This window comes from Cellulosimicrobium sp. Marseille-Q8652 (assembly GCF_965112045.1).
On the sequence record NZ_CBCOPS010000001.1, the window covers coordinates 435,616 to 455,736 of the forward strand.

At 74.4% G+C, this 20,121-nt stretch carries 19 protein-coding genes and 1 tRNA gene; 11 read left to right on the forward strand and 9 right to left on the reverse strand.

Annotated elements, in window-relative coordinates; translation table 11 throughout:
- Positions 1-87: 87 nt before the first annotated feature.
- The 4 genes from ACWPWV_RS01960 to ACWPWV_RS01975 form a co-directional block, all read right to left on the reverse strand.
- On the reverse strand, positions 88-2,664 hold the full coding sequence (locus ACWPWV_RS01960; RefSeq protein WP_454041296.1) for a CHAT domain-containing protein: 2,577 nt from the start codon (positions 2,662-2,664) through the stop codon (positions 88-90).
- Between the two features lie 33 nt (positions 2,665-2,697).
- Positions 2,698-4,509, reverse strand: coding sequence for a S8 family serine peptidase (locus ACWPWV_RS01965; protein WP_454041297.1), 1,812 nt, complete (start codon positions 4,507-4,509; stop codon positions 2,698-2,700).
- A gap of 200 nt (positions 4,510-4,709) precedes the next feature.
- Positions 4,710-5,207, reverse strand: coding sequence for a hypothetical protein (locus ACWPWV_RS01970; protein WP_454041298.1), 498 nt, complete (start codon positions 5,205-5,207; stop codon positions 4,710-4,712).
- Positions 5,204-5,839, reverse strand: a complete 636-nt coding sequence (locus ACWPWV_RS01975; protein WP_454041299.1) for an RNA polymerase sigma factor — start codon at positions 5,837-5,839, stop codon at positions 5,204-5,206. Before ACWPWV_RS01975 ends, ACWPWV_RS01970 begins: the two co-directional genes overlap by 4 nt.
- 368 nt (positions 5,840-6,207) lie before the next feature.
- Between ACWPWV_RS01975 and ACWPWV_RS01980 the strand changes: the two genes are divergently transcribed.
- The 3 genes from ACWPWV_RS01980 to ACWPWV_RS01990 all read left to right on the forward strand — a co-directional run bounded on the left by ACWPWV_RS01980 (position 6,208) and on the right by ACWPWV_RS01990 (position 8,717).
- Positions 6,208-6,615 carry a DUF4383 domain-containing protein gene (locus ACWPWV_RS01980; RefSeq protein ID WP_454041300.1) on the forward strand — a complete coding sequence of 136 codons (408 nt, stop codon included), beginning with the start codon at positions 6,208-6,210 and terminating at the stop codon, positions 6,613-6,615.
- The gene (locus ACWPWV_RS01985) at positions 6,612-7,235 is read left to right on the forward strand and encodes a hypothetical protein (protein ID WP_454041301.1); all 624 of its coding nucleotides are present in this window, start codon (positions 6,612-6,614) and stop codon (positions 7,233-7,235) included. Before ACWPWV_RS01980 ends, ACWPWV_RS01985 begins: the two co-directional genes overlap by 4 nt.
- Positions 7,236-7,406: 171 nt before the next feature.
- Positions 7,407-8,717, forward strand: a complete 1,311-nt coding sequence (locus tag ACWPWV_RS01990; RefSeq protein WP_454041302.1) for a glycosyl hydrolase family 18 protein — start codon at positions 7,407-7,409, stop codon at positions 8,715-8,717.
- Between the two features lie 138 nt (positions 8,718-8,855).
- Here ACWPWV_RS01990 and rplA read toward each other — a convergent pair whose 3' ends face one another.
- From rplA to ACWPWV_RS02015, 5 genes are all read right to left on the reverse strand, one after another.
- Positions 8,856-9,572 carry a 50S ribosomal protein L1 gene (gene rplA / locus ACWPWV_RS01995; protein WP_454041303.1) on the reverse strand — a complete coding sequence of 239 codons (717 nt, stop codon included), beginning with the start codon at positions 9,570-9,572 and terminating at the stop codon, positions 8,856-8,858.
- A gap of 142 nt (positions 9,573-9,714) precedes the next feature.
- Entirely contained in the window at positions 9,715-10,146 is a 432-nt protein-coding gene (gene rplK, locus ACWPWV_RS02000) for a 50S ribosomal protein L11 (protein ID WP_435738752.1), read from the reverse strand.
- Positions 10,147-10,245: 99 nt separating this feature from the next.
- Positions 10,246-11,079 (reverse strand): transcription termination/antitermination protein NusG, encoded by an 834-nt coding sequence (nusG, locus tag ACWPWV_RS02005; protein ID WP_454041304.1) that lies wholly within the window; start codon positions 11,077-11,079, stop codon positions 10,246-10,248.
- A gap of 126 nt (positions 11,080-11,205) precedes the next feature.
- Positions 11,206-11,487, reverse strand: coding sequence for a preprotein translocase subunit SecE (gene secE / locus ACWPWV_RS02010; protein ID WP_454041305.1), 282 nt, complete (start codon positions 11,485-11,487; stop codon positions 11,206-11,208).
- Positions 11,488-11,592: 105 nt separating this feature from the next.
- Positions 11,593-11,665 (reverse strand) — tRNA-Trp (locus ACWPWV_RS02015).
- Between the two features lie 309 nt (positions 11,666-11,974).
- On the opposite strand from ACWPWV_RS02015, the gene ACWPWV_RS02020 reads away from it, so the two are divergent.
- The 8 genes from ACWPWV_RS02020 to ACWPWV_RS02055 all read left to right on the forward strand — a co-directional run bounded on the left by ACWPWV_RS02020 (position 11,975) and on the right by ACWPWV_RS02055 (position 19,708).
- Positions 11,975-12,955 carry an ABC transporter ATP-binding protein gene (locus ACWPWV_RS02020; protein ID WP_454041306.1) on the forward strand — a complete coding sequence of 327 codons (981 nt, stop codon included), beginning with the start codon at positions 11,975-11,977 and terminating at the stop codon, positions 12,953-12,955.
- Positions 12,952-13,824, forward strand: a complete 873-nt coding sequence (locus ACWPWV_RS02025) for an ABC transporter permease (RefSeq protein WP_454041307.1) — start codon at positions 12,952-12,954, stop codon at positions 13,822-13,824. Before ACWPWV_RS02020 ends, ACWPWV_RS02025 begins: the two co-directional genes overlap by 4 nt.
- On the forward strand, positions 13,811-15,154 hold the full coding sequence (locus ACWPWV_RS02030; protein ID WP_454041308.1) for a sensor histidine kinase: 1,344 nt from the start codon (positions 13,811-13,813) through the stop codon (positions 15,152-15,154). The genes ACWPWV_RS02025 and ACWPWV_RS02030 overlap by 14 nt, the downstream gene beginning before the upstream one ends.
- Before the next feature lie 77 nt (positions 15,155-15,231).
- On the forward strand, positions 15,232-15,840 hold the full coding sequence (locus tag ACWPWV_RS02035; protein ID WP_454042787.1) for a LuxR C-terminal-related transcriptional regulator: 609 nt from the start codon (positions 15,232-15,234) through the stop codon (positions 15,838-15,840).
- A 67-nt stretch (positions 15,841-15,907) separates the two neighbouring features.
- Positions 15,908-16,927, forward strand: coding sequence for an adenosine deaminase (locus ACWPWV_RS02040; RefSeq protein ID WP_454041309.1), 1,020 nt, complete (start codon positions 15,908-15,910; stop codon positions 16,925-16,927).
- A gap of 62 nt (positions 16,928-16,989) precedes the next feature.
- Positions 16,990-17,355, forward strand: coding sequence for a hypothetical protein (locus ACWPWV_RS02045; RefSeq protein ID WP_454041310.1), 366 nt, complete (start codon positions 16,990-16,992; stop codon positions 17,353-17,355).
- On the forward strand, positions 17,355-19,022 hold the full coding sequence (locus tag ACWPWV_RS02050) for a sensor histidine kinase (RefSeq protein ID WP_454041311.1): 1,668 nt from the start codon (positions 17,355-17,357) through the stop codon (positions 19,020-19,022). Before ACWPWV_RS02045 ends, ACWPWV_RS02050 begins: the two co-directional genes overlap by 1 nt.
- On the forward strand, positions 19,019-19,708 hold the full coding sequence (locus ACWPWV_RS02055; RefSeq protein WP_454041312.1) for a response regulator transcription factor: 690 nt from the start codon (positions 19,019-19,021) through the stop codon (positions 19,706-19,708). Before ACWPWV_RS02050 ends, ACWPWV_RS02055 begins: the two co-directional genes overlap by 4 nt.
- Positions 19,709-20,121 lie beyond the last annotated feature (413 nt).

Sequence of the window (20,121 nt, forward strand, 5' to 3'; positions counted from 1 at the left end):
ACGACCGGCGGTCTTGGGTACGGGTCCATCGTACGGGACGACGACGCGTGGTCCAAACCGCTCCCCCGGCCGCGACGACGGGCCCGCTCACAGGGCGAGCGGACCGAAGCACACCAGCGGGACCGGCTCCGGCTCGTCCGCGACCGCCCGTGCGAGGGCGGAGCCCGGCATCGCGCCGTCGCGCAGCTCGGCGTGCAGCGCGGGCATGACGCGGGCGGCGACGTCGTCGCGCAACGGGGCGATGCTCGCGACCACGGCCCGTGCACCGAGCCGGAGGAGGACGCTCGTCAGACCGAGCGACTCGCCACCGATGCGCGGCGTCGAGAGGCCGACCTCGCACGCCGAGAGCACGACGACGACGCCGCGGAGGTCGATGCCGTCGAGCTCGTGGGCGAACAGCGGACCGTCCGCGAGCCGCAGGGAGGAGAACAGGGGGTTGCCGGTGTCGTGCGTCCCGTGGGCGGCGAGGTGGAGCACGCCGGCGCTCTCGACGCCGTCCACGACGGCGGAGCACGTGGCGTCCTCGCCCGCCCGGAGGTCGGCGCTGTCCCAGACGGAGGCGACGAGCTTCGCCTCTGCGGACGAGAAGCGCAGCCCGGGCCCGGCAACGACGAGCGCATGGTCGGTCCGGCGGACGGGATCCCCGCGGCGCAGGTCGACCCACGAGTTCGCCCAGGTCCGACGACCGCGCCGCGACGGGAGCGAGGCCCACGGCACGGCGAGGAGAAGGTCACGGGCAGCCACGTGCAGGTCCCCCTCCACCGCCAGCGGCGCCACGAGCTGCTCGTCGAGGGCCGCGAGCGTCCGCGAGAGCGAGACGACCGCGGCCGCCCGCATCGGGACCGGGATGAGGACGTTCGCCAGGACGGCGAAGTCGGCACGGGCACGCCGGACGAGCTCCGCGACGGACCTGCGGGAACCGAGCGGGACGAGGCGTGAACCCGACGCCGAGACCCGGACCGCGAGCAGCGTGTCGCCGTCCGCGACGAGGTCCGCGACGACCGCCCCCGACCCGGTCGCGTCCAGCACCGAGCGGAGGCCCCGCTCCGTGACGGGCACGGGCGTCGGGGCCTCGCCGCCGTGCTGCCAGGCGCGTCGACGCGCGTCGTCCTGGAGCCGGCGCGCGGCCCGCAGGTGGTCCTGCCGGCGACCGAGGCCGTCCGCGTCGGCCGAGGTGCCGAGCGCACGCGCCGCCTCCACCTCCCGGCGTGCTGACGCGAGGAGGTCCGCGAGCACGGGGTCTGCGGGCGGCCGCACGCGGCCGGAGCCGGCGAAGGCCGCCCGCCCCCGCTCGACGGCGTCGAAGACCGTCGCGGGACGGCCGGTCCCGAGCGCGGCCAGCACGTCGACGTTGCCGAGCCGCACGCCGTGCACCGCGGAGGCCGTCACGGCGTCGACCGACCCGAGCCGCGCGCGGTGGTCCGCGAGCATGGCCTGTCCGCGCCGGACGGCACCGACCCCCACCTTCCTGTCGCCCGCGGTGAACGCCAGGCGCGCGACGACCGCCTCCTGCTGGAGGCGCAGCGGGAGGGGTGCGCGGCGGAGGTCGGGCACGCCCCCGAGCACCGCGCGCGCGGCGTCGAGGTCGCGCGCCGTCGTGTACCAGTCCGCGGCCAGGAGCCGCGCCGGGATCTCGACGCCCAGCCCGATCGTCCGGCCCAGCGCACCACCGCTCTCCGCGAGGTCGAGCGCGTCGGCGGCACGGCGCCGCGCGGCACGGGGGCTGATCGTCCGCCTGGCGTCGTCCGCACCCTGCGCCTGGAGCTCCGCGACGCGCGCACGCAGCGCCCACGGCGTGTTCGCCATGCGCTCGAAGCGGCGCGCTGCCGAGCGCGCCTGCTGACGCGCGTCGCCGTAGCGGCGCAGCGCGACCAGCGTCCGCGAGCGCACGAGCTCGACCTCGGCGAGGTCGCGGACCATCCGGTACCGGCGCAGGTGCTCCCGCGCCTCGGTGAGCGCCTCGTCGGCGTCGGCGACGAGTCCCGCGTCGAGCAGCACCTGGGCCTTGTCGACGAGGCCGATGGCCGCGTGCCGGTCCGGGGCCGCCTCCGCCGCCTGCTCCATGGCGCGCAGCGCGACGGGAAGGTCGCCCCGGAGGTACGTGACCCACCCGAGGTTGTGCGCCGCCATCGAGGAGTAGAGCGAGTTGCCGATCCGGCGCGCGTAGTCGGAGCACGCCGCGAAGTCGTCGGCGGCCTCGGCGAGCCGGCCGAGGTCGGACCGCAGGGAGCCGCGGTTCATGTGGAGCACCGCGAGGTCGCGCCAGGAGTCCGCGGGGACGAGGCTCATCGCGTCGTCCATCGCGCGCGAGGCCGCACCGAGATCTCCCGTCCGGTGGAGCAGGAGCCCGCGCTGGCCGAGCACGACGGCGCGCAGGGCGTCGTCGTGCTCGGCCGCGGTCTCGGCGGCGGCCAGCAGCTCGAGGGCGGGCCGGACGTCGCCCTTCGCCTCGAAGTGGCACACGGCCAGGCCGATCCGCGCACGGACGAGCAGGTGCAGCATCTCCGGGGCGAAGGGTTCCCCCGCCCCCGCCGGGGCCGACTCGTCGCACCAGGCCAGCACGGCGTCGAACCCGTTGCGCGCAGCCGCGTGCCGGCCGCGCGAGTTGAGGGAGAGGGCGCGCTCCAGCACGGCAGACGCCTCCGCGAGCGTGGAGACACCCACCAGCGCACCTCCGTCCCGGCGGGGACGGACGACTCAGCTCACGTCGCGCGCTCCCGGCCTCTCGATCCCTACGGTCGCCGTCACGGCACGCCATGCCGCATCGATGCGTTCCGCCACCCGGTGTCCGAGGTTACCGCTCGCCGAGCCGGGCGTGCCGGTGTCGAGGACGGCGCCGATCTCCCCCGCGAGGACGGGCGCCGCGAAGGAGGTCCCGCTCCACGTCCCGAAGCCGCCCTCGAAGCTCTCCGGGTCGATCGTCGCGCGCACGCCGCCGAAGCGCGTGTCCGGGAGCTGGCGCGTGGGCGTCGTCGGACCGTTGAGCGTCGTGGGGAAGGTGCTCACGATGGCCGCGCCGGCGCGGAGCGTCGTGACCCACGGCCCCTCGTTGGTGAAGAGGGCCGTCGAGGCGTCCGGGTTGCGGGCCCCGACGGTGAGGATCGGGACGTAGTCGTGGGACAGCTGCTCGTCCTCGACGACGACCGTGCTCGGGGTGCCCGAGACGTGCGGGGCGAACGCGGCGGGGTACATCGGGCGCGTCGAGCCGTCGTTGCCCGCCGCGACCACCACCACCACGCCGGACTGCCGCAGCGCGCGCAGGACGGACCGGAGCGGGCCGTCGTACGCGACGTCCTCCGGCTCCTCGTGGTAGTAGCCCATGGAGAGGACCGCCACGTCGACGGGGAAGTACCCCTCGACGTCGCGCAGGCCGCGCAGGTGGAAGCGCAGGAGCCGCCGCAGCGACTGGAGGACGTCCCACTCGGGCACCGTCCCGGACCCGCCGAAGATGCGCACCGGGAGGATCGCCGCGTCGGGCGCGACCTGGTGCACGACCCCCGCGATGAAGGTGCCGTGACCGGCGACGGGGTCGAGCGGTCCCGTCAGCGGTGCCGACGACGCGCCTCCGTACTCGGCGTCGTCCTCGGGGCGGGGCGCGAGGGGGAAGGTCCCGATCGGCCGGCCGTCGAGGGTGGCGCCGCGCAGGACCACCCCGTTGCCGTCGCCGCGCGTGGGGTCCGCCGGGTCGTAGTCGCCGAACCACGGGTGCGTCCCCACCCCGGTGTCGAGGACGGCGACGACCGGTCGGCGGCGGCCCTCGGCGTCGACGAGCGGAGACTCCCCCGCGGGTCGCCGCCGCGGCGCGCCGCCGAGCCGCTGCACCGGGGAGCGGCCCCCGGTGCCGGCCTGCCCGTACTCCGCGAGGCCCCGGACGGGGAGGGGCGTCGAGTACGGCAGCGGGGTCGAGTAGGGCAGGGGCGTCGAGTACGGCAGCGGCGTCGAGTACGGCAGCGGGGTCGAGTAGGGCAACGGCGTGGAGTACGGCAGCGGCGTGGAGTACGGCGTCGCGGTCATCACGTGGTCGAGCGTGATCGTCGGCCCGTCCGGGTCGTCGGGGTCGAGCAGGCCGCCGAGCTCGTCGACGAGCCTCCACGCGTCGGGGACCTCGTCGTGGTCGTCCGGCACGAGGCGCAGCGCGAAGCCGTAGGCGTCGTCGTCGGCGTGCTCCGGCCCCTCGTCCGGCACCTCGCCGAGCCGCCGGGCGACGGCCAGCGGCGCACGGTCGCCCGCGGTGTCGAGCGCGACGCTCCACCCTCGTGCACGGGCGGCACGCTCCACCCGCGGCGCGGTGGTGTCGTCGCCCTCGGCGAACGCGACGAGGTCCTCGACGTCCGCCGGGCCGGAGATCCGCTCCCGCAGCGCTCGCGGGGGCGCCCCGCGCACGATGAGCCGGTCCGCGACGTACCAGGTCGGGTTCAGCGGCGGGCGCCCGCGACGAGGGCGGACGTCGATCGGGTCGAGGAAGCGCATCGCACGACCGGCGTAGCGGTCGTCATGGCTCGGGCTCACGGGTGACCTCCGGGGTCAGGGTTGAGGGGGTGTCCCCGACACGTCGTGACGGCCGTGTCACACGCCGGGGCGGGACGGGTCTGGTTCCGGTACTGCGGGGCACGGGTCGTCCGGAGGACGAGGCCGGACGCCCGTGAGCGGCCGGGTCCCGGCGAGGACCCGGCCGCAGGATCAGGCAGGCAGGGTGACGACGACGGCGCTCACAGCTCGATGACCGGAGTGCTCACGGCGCCGCCGGTACCGTCGGCGCGGCGCACGACGAGGCTCGCCGGGCCACGGTCGACGGCGTCGAAGACGAAGCGTCCGTCGTCGTCGCTCGCGGTCTCGGTCACCGCCCCGGGTCTGTGCAGCTCGACACGCAGCGCCGTCGCGGGCGCGGCCCAGCCGTCGACGCGCACGCGGCCGCCCTCGGCGGGCGACAGCGAGATCATCACGGTGACGGACTCGGACGTGAAGGTGATCGTCCGCGCCTCGACGGGCGGAGCGTCGCCCCGCACCGACATCGCCGGGGCCTGGACGTACTCGAGCTCCATGACCTCGGCCTCGAGGCCGGCGAGCGTGATGGCGAACAGCGACCGGTCGACCAGGCCCGCGGGCACGGGGTCGAGCTCGTCGGCGATGCGTGCGAGGTCGGCGAGGAGCGCGACGTCGATCGCGTCCAGGGGCTCGTCGGGGCTGTGCTTGGACTCGGCGCTCATGATGTTTCCCACGATTCCCCCTGGTCGTCGATGATGTCGCGCAGCTTGGCGAGGCAGCGGCCGCGCGTGGAGCCGATGCTGCCGACCGGCATGCCGATCGCGGCCGAGATGGCCTTGTAGTCGGGCCGGTCGGCCAGGGAGACGAGACGCAGCAGCTTCTGGCACCGGTCCGGAAGCTGGTCGAGGGCTCGCCAGAGCCCGCGGTCCCGCTCGTTGCGCAGCACCTCGACGTCCGGTGTCGGGTCTCCCGACGGGAGCTCGGGCACGCCCTCGTCGGTGTCGTCGGGCAGCTCGGTGCGGCGTCGCGCGTCGTCACGGTGCTTGCGCACCGTCTCCCACGCCGCGCGCTTGGCCGTGATGAGCAGCCACTTGAGCACGGCGTGCGGTTCCTTGATGGTCATCGCGTTGCGGACGAGAGCCACCCACACGGTCTGCACGACGTCGTCGGCCTTCTCGCGGTCGACGCCCTGCGCACGGACGGTGTGCCAGAGCAGCGGCGTCGCCTCACGGACGAAGTCGCCCAGGGCCTGAGGCCGCCCGTCCCGGTACTCGAGGAGCGCGACCGCTCCCCGGTCCCCGAGACTGGGCTCCGGTTGACCGGTGTCGGCGAGGTCTTCGGTCGTTCGCGTCATCGGCGGCTCTGTCCTCGGCTCGCTCGTGCGATCAGCCGACGGCGGGGGATCCGCCGGGACGCCTGATGGTACGGCGAACTCATCGGGCTCGACAACCATCGTCACTGGTCACGACCCTCCGTGCTCGCGCTGCTGGGGGCTCATCGTTCTCCTCCGTGGTGAGCGGGGAACGGGTGCACCGGTGCCGGTGCACCCCTGCACCGGGACGAGAGGGAGATGTCGAGCGCCTGATACATCCGATGCCGCCCAGTTTGCGCACAGGATTCTCCCGGCCCTCGGCGCCGGCACCCATCCGTCGGTACGACCGGTCCGAACCGGGTCCGAGCGCGGGAACGGCCCGCGCCACGACACGGAAGTGGGTACGCACCATGTCCTCGTCCCCGAACCGCCTCCTCGCCGCCGTGTTCGGCGCCGTCTACCTGCTCGTGGGCCTCGCCGGGTTCGTCGTGACCGCCGGCGTCGGCTTCGCCGCCACGGAGGGAGAGAACCTGCTGCTGTTCGAGGTGAACCCGTTGCACAACGTCGTGCACCTCGGCATCGGCGCCGCGCTGCTGCTCGCCTCGCGCTCGGCCCCCGCTGCGAAGGCGGTCAACGTGACGATCGGCGCCGTCTACCTGCTGGTGGGCGTGGTCGGCCTGTTCCTCGTCGGGACGGCGGCCAACATCATCGCGCTCAACGGCGCGGACAACGTGCTGCACCTCGGCAGCGCCATCCTCCTCCTCGGCGTGGGGCTCGCGGCGGACAAGCAGGTCGCGTCCCACGCCGCGACGGCGTGACCGGCCGCACTCCCCTGCTCCGTGCCCTCGTGGGCTTCACGCTGCTGGGCGCCGGCGTCGTCAACCTCGGGCTCGTCCGAGGGACGTTCCCGGCGCCCAGCGGGTTCCTCGCGCTCGGGCTGGGCGTGACCGAGGTCGTCACCGCGCTCCTCGCGCTCGCCGACTCCCGCCCGCGAGGCCTCGGCCCGACGACGCTCGGGCGGGTCGGGGTGGGCGCGCTCGTCGCGGGGAGCGTGGCCCAGGCGGCGCTCGCCGTCTCGGGCGGCGGAACCCTCGGGCCGACGGTCGCCGCGGCGTCCGCGCTCCAGCTCGTGGGCGCCGGGATGCTGGGCGTCCTGACCCGCGCCGTCGCCCCCGGGCGGGACGGCACCCCCGTCCCCGACGGACCGGCCGGGTCGCAGCGCCCTGGCGGACCCGGAGCGGGCACCGCCGTGCGCGCGAGCGCCGCCGCCGGCGGCCTGCGGACCGCGGGCGCACTCGCCGCTCTCTTCGCCGGCGCGATCCTCGTGTCGACGGTCGCGACGTTCGGGCTCGGCGCCACCGAGGCCGGGGAGCACGCCGTCCCCCACGGCGACCACCGACCGCCCCGCCTCCCGGGCCTCCACGGGCACCACCCGTGAGGCGGGGGTCGACGCCGCGTGTACGCGTTCTCCCGTAGCCGGCCGGCGGGAAGTAGCGGGAGATCCCTCATGCCGCCCGGCTCCGCGGGCTCCTAGCGTCGAGACGACCCGTCGACGAGGCGGGCCGGTGCGTGCGAGCCGCGCGCGCCCGAGACCCGAGGAGCACCACCCGTGAGAACCCACCAACCATCTCGCCCCCGTCGCCGCGCCGTCCGCGCCGTGCGGGCGCTCGCCACCGCCGCGACGGCCCTCGCCCTCGCCACCACCGGCGCCCTGGCCGTCGCCCCGGCGCACGCCGCTCCCGCCGCGCCCGTGACCGTCCCGACGGCGACCGCCCTGGCGGCCGCCGCGCCGTCGGGCACGCAGTGGCTCACCGGCTACTGGCACAACTTCGACAACGGCTCGGTGACGATGCGCCTGTCGGAGGTCCCGCAGGCGTACAACCTCGTCGCGATCGCGTTCGCCGACAACCTCGTCGGGACGCCCGGCGGCATCACGTTCGACCTCGCGAGCGCGGAGCTCGGCGGGTACACGGACGCGCAGTTCACGGCCGACGTCGCGACGATCCGCTCGCAGGGCCGCAAGGTCGTGGTGTCGGTCGGCGGCGAGAAGGGCAACGTGATCGTCTCCAACGCGACGGAGGCGAAGAACTTCGCCGACACCGCGTACGCGCTCATGCAGCAGTACGGCTTCGACGGCGTCGACATCGACCTCGAGCACGGGATCAACGCCACCTACATGGCGAGCGCGCTGCGCCAGCTCTCCTCCAAGGCGGGCCCGGACCTCGTCATCACGATGGCGCCGCAGACCATCGACTACCAGGCGACAAGCATGGGCTACTACCAGCTGACGCTCGCCATCAAGGACATCCTCACGATCGTCAACACGCAGTACTACAACTCCGGCTCGATGATGGGCTGCAACCAGCAGGTCTACGCCCAGGGCTCGGTCGACTTCCTCACCGCGCTGTCGTGCATCCAGCTCGAGATGGGGCTCCGGCCGGACCAGGTCGGCATCGGGATCCCCGCCGTGCCGCGCGCTGCCGGCGGCGGGTACCAGCCTCTGGCGAACGTCGTGAAGGCCGTCGACTGCCTCGAGGTCGGCACCGGGTGCGGCGCGTTCCGACCCGCGACGCCCTACGGGAAGATCGGCGGCGTCATGACGTGGTCGATCAACTGGGACAAGACGAACGGCTACGAGGTCGCCAGGGTCATCGGTGGCCGGCTCGCGAGCGGCCCCACCGACCCCACGGACCCCACGGACCCCACGGACCCGACCGACCCGACGGATCCGACCGACCCGACCGACCCGACCGACCCGGGCGACTGCACCGCACCGGCGTGGTCGGCGTCCGCGGTCTACACGGGAGGGAACCGCGTCGCGCACCAGGGCCGCACGTACGAGGCGAAGTGGTGGACGACGAACGAGAACCCGGCCCAGAGCGGGCAGTGGGGCGTCTGGCGGGACCTCGGGGCCTGCTGACGTCCGGTCGCGCGACGGCGCGTCGCCCGGCCGGCCCGCGGTACCGAAGACGCCGACGGCGCGGCCCCCCGGTCCGGGGGGCCGCGCCGTCGGCGTGGTGCGCCGGGCCGAGCCCGGTCGCGACGAGGGACGCTGCGGTCAGGCCGCGTCGTCCTCGAGGAGCTTCGTCGTCTTGGACTGGTCGAGCGGGATGCCCGGGCCCATCGTCGTCGTCAGCGTGGCCTTGGTGATGTACCGGCCCTTCGAGGACGACGGCTTGAGACGCAGGACCTCTTCGATCGCCGCGGCGTAGTTCTCCACCAGCGCCTTCTCGTCGAACGAGACCTTGCCGATGATGAAGTGCAGGTTCGAGTGCTTGTCGACGCGGAACTCGATCTTGCCGCCCTTGATGTCGGTGACGGCCTTGGTCACGTCCATCGTCACGGTGCCGGTCTTCGGGTTCGGCATGAGGCCACGGGGACCCAGCACCTTGCCCAGGCGACCGACCTTGCCCATGAGGTCCGGCGTCGCGACGGCGGCGTCGAAGTCGGTGTAGCCCGCGGCCACCTTCTCGATGAGCTCGTCGCCACCGACCTCGTCGGCACCGGCCGCGCGGGCCTCCTCGGCCTTCGCCCCGTTCGCGAAGACGATGACGCGGGCCGTCTTGCCCGTGCCGTTCGGGAGGTTCACCGTGCCGCGGACCATCTGGTCCGCCTTGCGCGGGTCGACACCCAGACGGAAGACGACCTCGACGGTCGCGTCGTACTTGACGGTCGACGTCTCCTTGGCGAGACGGATCGCCTCGAGCGGGGCGTACAGACGCTCCCGGTCGATCTTCTCCTCGGCGTTGCGGTACGCCTTGCTGCGCGTTGCCATGCTGCTTCTCCTTCTGCAGTCGTGGTCAGCGGGTCCGCGCGGACCCTGCCACTGCCGCCCGCGGTCGCGGACGATCTGATGGTGCCGAGCGGCGCTCAGCCCGCTGTGCTGACAGTCGGGATGAGCGACGCTCACGCTCTGCTCAGCCCTCGACGGTGATGCCCATCGAGCGGGCCGTGCCGGCGATGATCTTCGACGCGGCGTCGAGGTCGTTCGCGTTGAGGTCCTCGAGCTTGGTCTGGGCGATCTCGCGCACCTGGTCGGCGGTCAGCTTCGCGACCTTGGTGGTGTGCGGCGTCGCCGAGCCCTTCTGGACGCCCGCGGCCTTCTTGATGAGCTCCGCGGCCGGCGGGGTCTTGGTCACGAAGGTGAACGAGCGGTCCTCGTAGACCGTGATCTCGACCGGGATGACGTTGCCGCGCTGCGACTCGGTGGCCGCGTTGTAGGCCTTGCAGAACTCCATGATGTTCACGCCGTGCTGACCGAGCGCGGGGCCGATCGGCGGGGCGGGCGTCGCCGCACCGGCCTGGATCTGGAGCTTGATGAGGCCGGAGACCTTCTTCTTGGGAGGCATGAGTCTTCCCTGTCCTTCTTCTCGTGGGCCGACGCCGTGGGCGATGACCCGGTTGCAGTACTGCGCTCGCACGCTCCCGGCGGGCGCCGGGAGGCCGTGTCAGATCTTGGCGACCTGGTTGAACGACAGCTCGACCGGGGTCTCCCGGCCGAAGATGGAGACGAGCACCTTGAGCTTCTGGTTCTCGACGTTGATCTCGGAGATCGTCGCGGGCAGCGTGTCGAACGGACCGTCGGTGACGGTGACCGACTCGCCGACGGTGAAGTCGACCTCGATCGGGGCCCTGGCCGCGGCGGGCATCGGCTTGCCGGGCTCCGGGGCGGGTGCCAGCGTCGACGCGAGCATCGAGAAGACCTCGTCGAGCGTCAGCGGCACGGGCTGGTGGGTGTGGCCGACGAAGCCGGTGACACCGGGCGTGTGACGCACCGCGCCCCACGACTCGTCGGTGAGGTCCATGCGCACGAGGACGTAGCCGGGGATGCGGACACGACGCACGATCTTCTTCTGCGCGTTCTTGATCTCGGCCACCTCCTCCATGGGGACCTCGATCTGGAAGATGTAGTCCTCCATGTTCAGGCTCTGGATGCGGTTCTCCAGGTTGGCCTTCACACGGTTCTCGTAGCCGGCGTACGAGTGGATGACGTACCAGTCACCGGGCTGCGTGCGCAGCTGACGCTTGAACTCCGCGACCGGGTCCTCGATGACGTCGCCGTCCTCGTCGGCCGGGCGCTCGTCCTCGACGTCGTCGGCAGCGGCCTCGTCGTCGGCAGCGGCCTCGTCGTCCTCAGCGGCCGTCCCGAGCTCGTCGGTCTCCGCGGGCTCGTCGGTCTCCTCGACCTCGGGCGCGTCCGTGGCCTCGTCGACCTCGTCCTGGGCACCCTCGGGCTGCGTCGGGTCGACGTTCTCCGTCTGGTCCAGCGACTCCTGGGACACGAACGAACCTGCTTTCTGCTGACCGGCTTCGATGACTTCTGGGAAGGACTGCTGCTGGAAGCGCCGACGGCGCCCCGAGGGGCGCCGGGTGCCGAGAGATCGGCACGTCGGGTGCGTCGTGGCCGGCTAGTCCCCGAAGACCCACAGGACGGCCTTGCCGATCCCGAGGTCGAGCACCGTCACGAAGGCCATGACGACCAGCACGAAGACCAGGACGACCGTGGTGTACGTGATCAGCTCGGACCGCGTCGGCGTGACGACCTTGCGCAGCTCGGCGACCACCTGGCGCACGAAGAGGGCGATACGGGCGAAGACGTTGGGCTTCCTGTCCTTGGTCGGACGACCCTTCGTCACCTCGTCGGCGCGTGCGCCGTCCGCACCCACGGCCTCTGACGGCGATTCGCTCACTGATCTACCCCATCGCTGACGTACCGGACGTGCCCCGGACCTGCTGGAACCTCTCGTGCAGCCCGTTCTCGGACCACGCACGCCCCCCGAGGGGGAGGTGCTGTGCAGGGTAGACAGGACTCGAACCTGCAACCTGCGGTTTTGGAGACCGCTGCGCTACCAATTGCGCCACTACCCTTCGCGACCGACGCCCTCAGCCTGCAGGGATCCGCACCGTCCGACGTCACGCGGACGTCGAGGCGCGGCTCAGCATGGTGGGCGTCAACCACCGAAGGAACACTGTACGCGACGCCGGGCGCCTGGTCGAACCACGTCCGCGCCACGTCCTCACCATCTCCCGTGCCATCTCCCGTGCCATCCCCCGCGCCACCTCCCGAGCCACCTCGCGCGCGGCCCGGACCGGAGCGGGCGTCCACCGATCGGTGGACGCGAGGAGCGGACGAACGGTCGTCGCGGGCCGTGCCCGAGGCGGACGACGCTGGTCGGCATGGAGAGCACACACGAAGGGACGGTCGCACCTCGCGGCACGACGCGCGCCGTCGCGACCGGGACGCCGGCCCCGCCCGCGCCGGCGGTCGAGGTGCGCGGCCTGCGCAAGCGGTACGGCACCAGGCAGGCCGTCGCCGGGATCGACCTGCGGGTCGAGAGCGGCGAGATCTTCGCCCTCCTGGGTCCCAACGGCGCCGGCAAGACGACGACGGTCGAGATCCTCGAGGGCTTCCGCTCGCGGGACGCCGGCGACGTGCGCGTGCTGGGCGTGGACCCGCAGACCGCGGGCCGCGCGTGGCGCGACCGCATCGGCGTCGTCCTGCAGGACTCGCGCGACCTCTCGGAGTTCACCGTCACCGAGACCGTGCGGCACTTCGCCGGCTTCTACGCGGACCCGCGCGACCCCGAGCAGGTGATCGACGCCGTCGGGCTCCGCGAGAAGGCGGGGACCCGCACGCGCCAGCTGTCCGGGGGGCAGCGACGCCGGCTGGACGTCGCCCTCGGCATCGTCGGACGGGCCGAGCTCGTGTTCCTCGACGAGCCGACCACCGGCTTCGACCCGCAGGCGCGACGCGCGTTCTGGGACCTCGTCCGCTCCCTGCGCGACGACGGGACGACGATCCTGCTCACCACCCACTACCTCGACGAGGCCGCCCAGCTCGCCGACCGGGTCGCCGTGCTGCGCGACGGCGTCGTCGTCGCGCTCGACGCCCCGGACCGCCTGGGCGGTGCGGACGCGCGTCGGCCGTCCGTCCGGTGGCTCGACGACGGCGGGCCCCGCGAGGAGCGCACGGACCGCCCGTCCGCGGTCGTCGCTCGCCTCGCCGCCCGCTTCCCCGACGGCGAGGTCCCCGGGCTCGAGATCGTCCACCCGTCGCTCGAGGACGTCTATCTCGAGCTGATCGGCGCGGGCACCACGACACCGCGCGGCCACGCCGGACCGAGCGCCGCCACCCCCGACCAGGAGGAACGACCGTGAGCACGACCGCCGTCCCCGCCGCGCGCCCCGCGCCGTCCCGCGCCTCCGCCCTGCCCGGTGTCGCGCGCCTGGGCCTCGCCCGGACCCGGGCGGAGCTGCGGGGGTTCTTCCGCGAGCGCGACGCGGTGATCTTCGTCTTCACCTACCCGGTCATCATGCTGGCGATCTTCGCGACGGTGTTCGACGGCCAGGAGCAGGCCACGGCCGACTACGGCGTGCCCTTCGCGCAGTACTTCCTGCCGGGCATGCTCGCCACGGGCATCATGCTCACCGGGTTCCAGTCGCTGGCGATCTCGATCGCGGTCGAGCGCGACGACGGCACCCTCAAGCGCCTGCGCGCGACCCCCCTGCCGGCCGTCGCGTACTTCCTCGGCAAGATCGGGCTCGTCCTGGCCACCGCGGTCGGCCAGACGGTGCTGCTCCTCGCGCTCGCCGCGCTCGCGTTCGACGTGCCGATGCCGTGGGACATGCCCGACGGCGCAGGTCGCGTCGCCACGTTCGTGTGGGTGTTCGTGCTGGGGTGCGCGACGGGCGCGGTGTGCGGGGTCGGGTTCTCGTCCCTGCCGCGCTCGGGGAAATCGGTGACGGCGGTCGTGACGCCGGTCGTGCTCGTCCTGCAGTTCATCTCGGGCGTCTTCTTCGCGTTCTTCGCGCTGCCCTCCTGGATGCAGACCGTCGCGTCGGTCTTCCCCCTGAAGTGGATGGCCCAGGGAATGCGGTCGGTCTTCCTCCCGGAGCAGGCGGTGGCCCTCGAGCCGTCGGGGTCGTGGCAGCACGGCGCGACGGCTGCTGTACTGGTCGCATGGCTGGTGGTGGGGCTCGTCGTGGGGGTCCGGACGTTCCGGTGGAGGCGCCGTGACGACGGCTGACCCGCCCGGTGCCGCGGGCGACGCGACGGCGCAGCTCGACGGGACGTGGGCGCGTGACGTGCGCTGGTGGGACGTGGCGTTCTACGTCATCGTCTCGCTCAGCGCCGTCGCGCTGTTCACGGCGTCGCTGCCCCGCTCCGCGCTCGTCGTGGCGCTCTGCGGCACGGGCGCGATCCTCGTCAGCTACGTCGCGTGGGGACGTCGCGCCGCCCGCACGCGCGACCAGGTCGCCGCCCACGCGTACCTCGTCGTCGCCGTGGCGGCGACCGTCGTCGTCGCCGCGCAGGACGCCCTCGGCACGCTGCTGCTCTTCGCGACGTTCACGCAGATCTGGATGATGTCGGAGCACCTGTGGGCGCAGGTCGTGCTGTGCGTGGTCCTCGCCGCGGGCACCGCGCTCGCGCTCGCCTGGGACCTGGAGGCGGGCCGGGTCGACCCCGCCGCGCTCATGGGGTCCGCGCCCCAGATGGGCGTCGCGCTCGCGTTCTCCCTCGGCCTCGGGCTGTGGACGGCGCACACGATGCGCCAGGCGGAGCGGCACGCGCGCCTCGTCGACGAGCTGCGCGCCACGCAGGCCGAGCTCGCGCGCTCGAACCACGCGGCCGGTGTCGCGGCCGAGCGCGAGCGCGTCGCGCGCGAGATCCACGACACGCTCGCCCAGGGCTTCACGAGCGTCGTCATGCTGGCCCAGGCCGCGCGCGCCGACCTGGACCGGGACGCTCCCGAGGCGGCGCGCGAGCGGCTCGCGCTCGTCGAGACCACGGCCCGCGAGAACCTCGCCGAGGCACGCGCGCTCGTCGAGGCGACCGGACCCGTGCCGCTCGAGGCGGGCGGGACGCTCGTGGACGCGGTCGGACGGCTCGCCGAGCGCTTCGGCGCGGAGTCCGGCGTCGACGTCCGGACGCGCCTCGCCGGGGTCGCGGGCCTCTCCAGCGCCGACGAGGTCGTGCTGCTGCGCTCCGCCCAGGAGTCGCTCGCGAACGTCCGCCGCCACGCCGCCGCGCGGTCGGTCCGCGTCGAGCTCGCGCAGGACGCGGCGGTCACGCGGCTCACGGTGCACGACGACGGCCGTGGCCTGCCTGCCGACGTCGTCGAGGGCTACGGGCTGCGCGGCATGCGCGAGCGCGTCGCCGCGGGCGGGGGGACCGTCCGGCTCGGCCCGGGCGGCGCCGGCGGGACCGTCGTCGTGGTCGAGCTCCCGCGGACCGCGCCGGCCCCCGCCACGGCGGCGGTGGGCCGCGGCGGTGCCGCGGCTCGCCGACCCGTGGCACGGGGGGCGGCGGCCGGCGACCCGGCAGCGGTGACGGGCGTGACGGACGGTGCCACGTGAGCGCCCCCGTGCGTGTCGGCCCGGTGCGGGTCCTCGTCGTCGACGACCACCCCGTGGTCCGGTCGGGCCTCGTCGGGATGCTCGCGGCGGAGCCGGACCTCGAGGTCGTCGGCGAGGCGGGCGACGGCGCGCAGGCGGTCGCGCTCGCGGCGGCGCTCGACCCCGACGTCGTGCTCATGGACCTGCGCATGCCGGTGCTCGACGGCGTCGGGGCGACGTCGGCGATCCTCGCCGCGTCGGGCGGCACCGCCCGCAGGGCCACGGCGGACGGCGGGGTCGCGGGCCGCACGGCGCCGCGCGTCGTCGTGCTGACGACGTACGAGACGGACACGGACATCCTGCGGGCCGTCGAGGCCGGGGCGACGGGGTACCTCCTCAAGGACACGCCGCGCGAGGAGCTCGTCGCGGGCGTGCGCGCCGCGGCGCGCGGGCAGACGGTGCTCGCGCCGAGCGTCGCGACCCGGCTCGTGACGTCCGTCCGCGGGGAGCGCCTCACGGACCGGGAGACCGAGGTGCTGCGGCTGGTCGCGCGCGGCCTGTCGAACGCGGCGGTGGGCAAGGAGCTCTTCATCGCGGAGGCGACCGTCAAGACCCACCTCCTGCGCGCGTTCGCGAAGCTCGGCGTGGACGACCGGACCGCGGCGGTGACGGTCGCGATGGAACGGGGCTACCTGACCTCCGCCTGACCGCCGAGCGCGGCCCGGACGTCGCGCGGCCCTGCCGGGCACGCGCGCCCGTGACAGACTCCGGCGTGTGCGAGACCTGGCGACGCTCCCCAAGGCCCACCTGCACCTGCACTTCACGGGGTCGATGCGCCTCGAGACCCTGCGCGAGCTCGCCGCGGGCTACGGGGTCCGGCTCCCCCACGCGCTCCTCGACGGGGACCCGCTGCGCCTGCCAGCGACCGAGCGGGGCTGGTTCCGCTTCCAGCGCCTGTACGACGCCGCGCGCGCGTGCGTGCGCTCGGAGGCCGACATGCGCCGCATCGTGCTCGAGGCGGCGCAGGACGACGCCGCCGAGGGCTCCGGGCGGCTCGAGATCCAGGTGGATCCGACGTCGTACGCGCCGTTCGTGGGCGGGATCACCCCCGCGGTCGAGATCGTGCTCGACGCCGCCCGGTCCGCGAGCGCCGCGACGGGCACGGAGGTCGCGGTGGTCGTCGCGGCCTCCCGGATGCGCCACCCGCTCGACGCGCGCACGCTGGCGCGGCTCGCCGCGCAGTACGCGGGCGAGGGACCGGGCGAGGTCGTCGGGTTCGGTCTGAGCAACGACGAGCGCCGCGGCGACACCGCGGAGTTCGCGCGCGCGTTCGCCATCGCCCGGGACGCCGGGCTCGCGTCGGTGCCGCACGGCGGCGAGCTGCTCGGGCCCGCGCACGTGCACGAGGTCGTCGAGGCTCTCGTCCCGGACCGGCTGGGGCACGGCGTGCGGTCGGCGGAGGACCGCCGTGTGCTGGACGACGTCGTCGACCGCGGGATCGCGCTCGAGGTCTGCCCGGCGTCGAACGTCTCGCTCGGCGTGTACGACGACGCCTCGCAGGTGCCGCTCGGGACCCTCGTCGACGCCGGGGCGCGCGTCGCGCTGGGCGCCGACGACCCGCTGCTCTTCGGCTCGCGCCTCGTCGCCCAGTACGAGACGGCGCGGGACGAGCACGGGTTCTCCGACGACGAGCTCGCGGACCTGGCACGGGGCTCGGTCCGGGCGAGCCGTGCGTCCGAGACCACGAAGCGCCGTCTGCTGGGACGCGTGGACGACTGGCTCGCGGGCGCCTGAGCGCCGACGACCCCGCCCGTGGTTCTCATGTGCGTCTCATGAGGCTCTCGGATACTGGGCGCATGACTCGCCGGACCCTCACCTGGATCGTCGGTGCGCTGCTCCTCGTCCTCGCCGGGGGCGCCACCGCCGCCGCGCTCTCCTCCCGGCCCGACGACCGGGAGGTGGGCCGTGCTGTCGTCGTGACGCCCTCCCCCGCCCCGACCTCTCCCGGGCCGTCGTCGCCCCCGAGCTCCGGGCCCGACGGCGGACCGGCGCCGACGCCCACGGAGACGCCCACGGAGACCGCGCCCCCGCCGTCGACGGGCGGGGGCGTCGCCCCGGTGCCTCCCGCACCGCCGTCGGCGGACGACGACGATGACGACGATGACGACGACGCCGATGGCGACGACGACGGGGACGACGATGACGACGACGGGGACGACTGATGCCGCGCACGGCGCGGCGCGACGGCACGGACGGCGTCGCGGACGACGACGCCGCGGGTGAGCGGCACCGTCTCGGGCTGACCGTCCGCACCCGGATGCTCGCCGCGTTCCTGGGTCTGTCCGCGCTCGCCCTGCTCCTCGCCGGGGGCGCCGCGTGGTTCCTGCAGCGCGGTCAGGTCGACGCGCGGATCGAGGAGAGCCTGCGGCGCAGCGCGGTCGAGCTGGAGACGCTCGGCGAGTCGGGCGTGAACCCGGTGACCGGCGAGCCCTTCACGTCGTCCGAGGACGTGGTCGTCGCGGCGATCCAGCTCGTCGTCCCCGCACGCAGCGAGGGCATCATCGGCCTGCGGGCGGGCCGGTCGCCGCTCGTCTCGCAGCAGGACGTCGAGGTGCACCTCGAGGACGACGCCGAGCTGCTCGCGGCGGTCGCCCCGTTCATCGACGGCGACGTGAACGTGCTGCGCTCGGTCACGACCGCCACCACCGACTACCGCGTGCTCGTCGCCCCCGTCGTCGTGGGCGGCGCGACCGGGACCGCGGACGCCGTCGGCACCACGGGCGAGCCCGCCGCGCTCGTCCTCGCCTACGACCGCACGGCCGAGCACGCCGAGCTCACGCGGGTCTTCGGCACGTACGCGCTCGTCGCGCTGGGCGCGCTCGTGCTCACGGGGGTGGTCGGGTGGGTGGTCGCGGGCCGCCTCCTGCAGCCGATCCGCGTCCTCGCCCGCACCGCGCAGACCATCGGCGACACCGACCTCACCGCGCGCATCCCCGTGACGGGCAACGACGACCTGTCGCACCTGTCGGAGACGGTGAACGGGATGCTCGACCGCCTCGAGGGTGCGTTCGACTCCCAGCGCAGGCTGCTCGACGACGTCGGGCACGAGCTGCGCACGCCGCTCACCGTGGTGCGCGGGCACCTCGAGCTCATGGACCCCCACGACCCCGACGACGCGCGCGAGACCCGCGACCTCACGCTCGACGAGCTCGACCGCATGAACCGCCTCGTGGACGACCTCGTGACCCTCGCGACCGTCGGCCGGCCCGACTTCGTGCGCCCCGCCGACGCGGACGTCGGGCGTCTCACCGACGACGTGCTCGACAAGGTCCGCACGCTCGGGGACCGGCGGTGGCTCGTCGACGCACGGGCCGACGTCGTGGCCCCCGTCGACGCCCAGCGCATCACCCAGGCCCTCCTGCAGCTCGCGGCGAACGCCGTGAAGTTCTCGGCGCCCGGGTCGGTCGTCGCGATCGGCTCCGCCGTGTCCGACGACGGCACGCGCCTGCGCCTGTGGGTGCGGGACGAGGGGGCCGGCGTCCCACCGGACCAGGTGCGGCGCATCTTCGACCGGTTCGCCCAGGCGCCCGCGCCCGCGGGCCGGGAACGTCCGGAGGGCGCCGGGCTCGGTCTCGCGATCGTCAGCGCGATCGCGGAGGGCCACGGCGGGCACGCGGCCGTCGCCTCGACCCCGGGCGTCGGCTCGACGTTCTCCCTCGACCTCCCCGTCCCCACCCGAGGAGGGACGGCGTCGGTGCGCACGACGACGGACGGGAGCGCGCCGACCGCCACCGCCCCCACCGTCCCGACCGCCCGGACGCCGCTGCTGCCCGGCCCGGACGCCGAGACCGGCGCGACCGCACGCCCCGACGGAAGGACCACCCCGTGAGCCAGATCCTCGTGGCCGAGGACGAGACGCGCATCGCGTCGTTCGTCGCGAAGGGCCTGCGCTCGGCGGGCTACGCGAGCACGACCGTGGCGACCGGCCGCGAGGCGTTCGACCTCGCCAGCACCGGCGACTTCGCGCTGCTCGTGCTCGACCTGGGCCTCCCGGACCAGGACGGCTTCACGGTCCTGCGCCGCCTCCGCGAGACCGGCAACGCCATCCCCGTCATCATCCTCACCGCGCGGACGGGGGTGAACGACACCGTCGCGGGCCTCGAGGGAGGTGCCGACGACTACATGTCCAAGCCGTTCCGGTTCGAGGAGCTCCTCGCACGCATCCGGCTGCGACTGCGCACCGAGCCCGCGGGCGAGGTGACCGTGCTCAGCCACGGGTCCCTCAGCCTCGACCTGCGCACGCGCCGCGCACGGACCGCCGACCGCGAGGTGGACCTCTCGGCGCGCGAGTTCGCCCTCGCGGAGGCCTTCCTGCGCAACCCCGGCCAGGTCCTCAGCCGCGAGCAGCTCCTGTCGCGCGTGTGGGGGTACGACTTCGACCCCGGGTCGAACGTCGTCGACGTGTACGTGCGCTACCTGCGCAACAAGCTCGGCGCCGAGCACTTCGTCACGGTGCGCGGCATGGGCTACCGGCTCGCCGACGCGCCGCGCGCGACGGAGCCCGCCCGCCCCTGAGCGCCCGCGCGTGCACGCACGACGCCCGCCCCGGGGTCCTGGGGCGGGCGTCGTCGTGGGGGCTTCGTCGTGGGGGCTTCGTCGTGGGAGCCTTCGTCGTGGGAGCTTCGTCGTGGGGGGCCTCGGTGGGCCTTCGGGAGCGGTCGCCCGCGCCCGGGTCCGGTCAGCCCGCCGACTGCGGCGTCGGGGGGTGACCGCCGTGCCAGCGGTGGGGGCGGTGTTCGGGGTGCTCGCCGTCGGGGCGGTGTTCGGGGTGTTCGCCGTCTGCGCCGTCGGGGCCGTGCTCGCCGTGACCGTGGTGACCGAGGACCCGTTCTGGACCGCGCTCGGGCTGGGCGTGGTCGTGGTGGTGCTCGGGGTGGCCGCCGGGGTCGACGCGTCGACCTCGACCGCGGGCGAGACGACGGCCGACC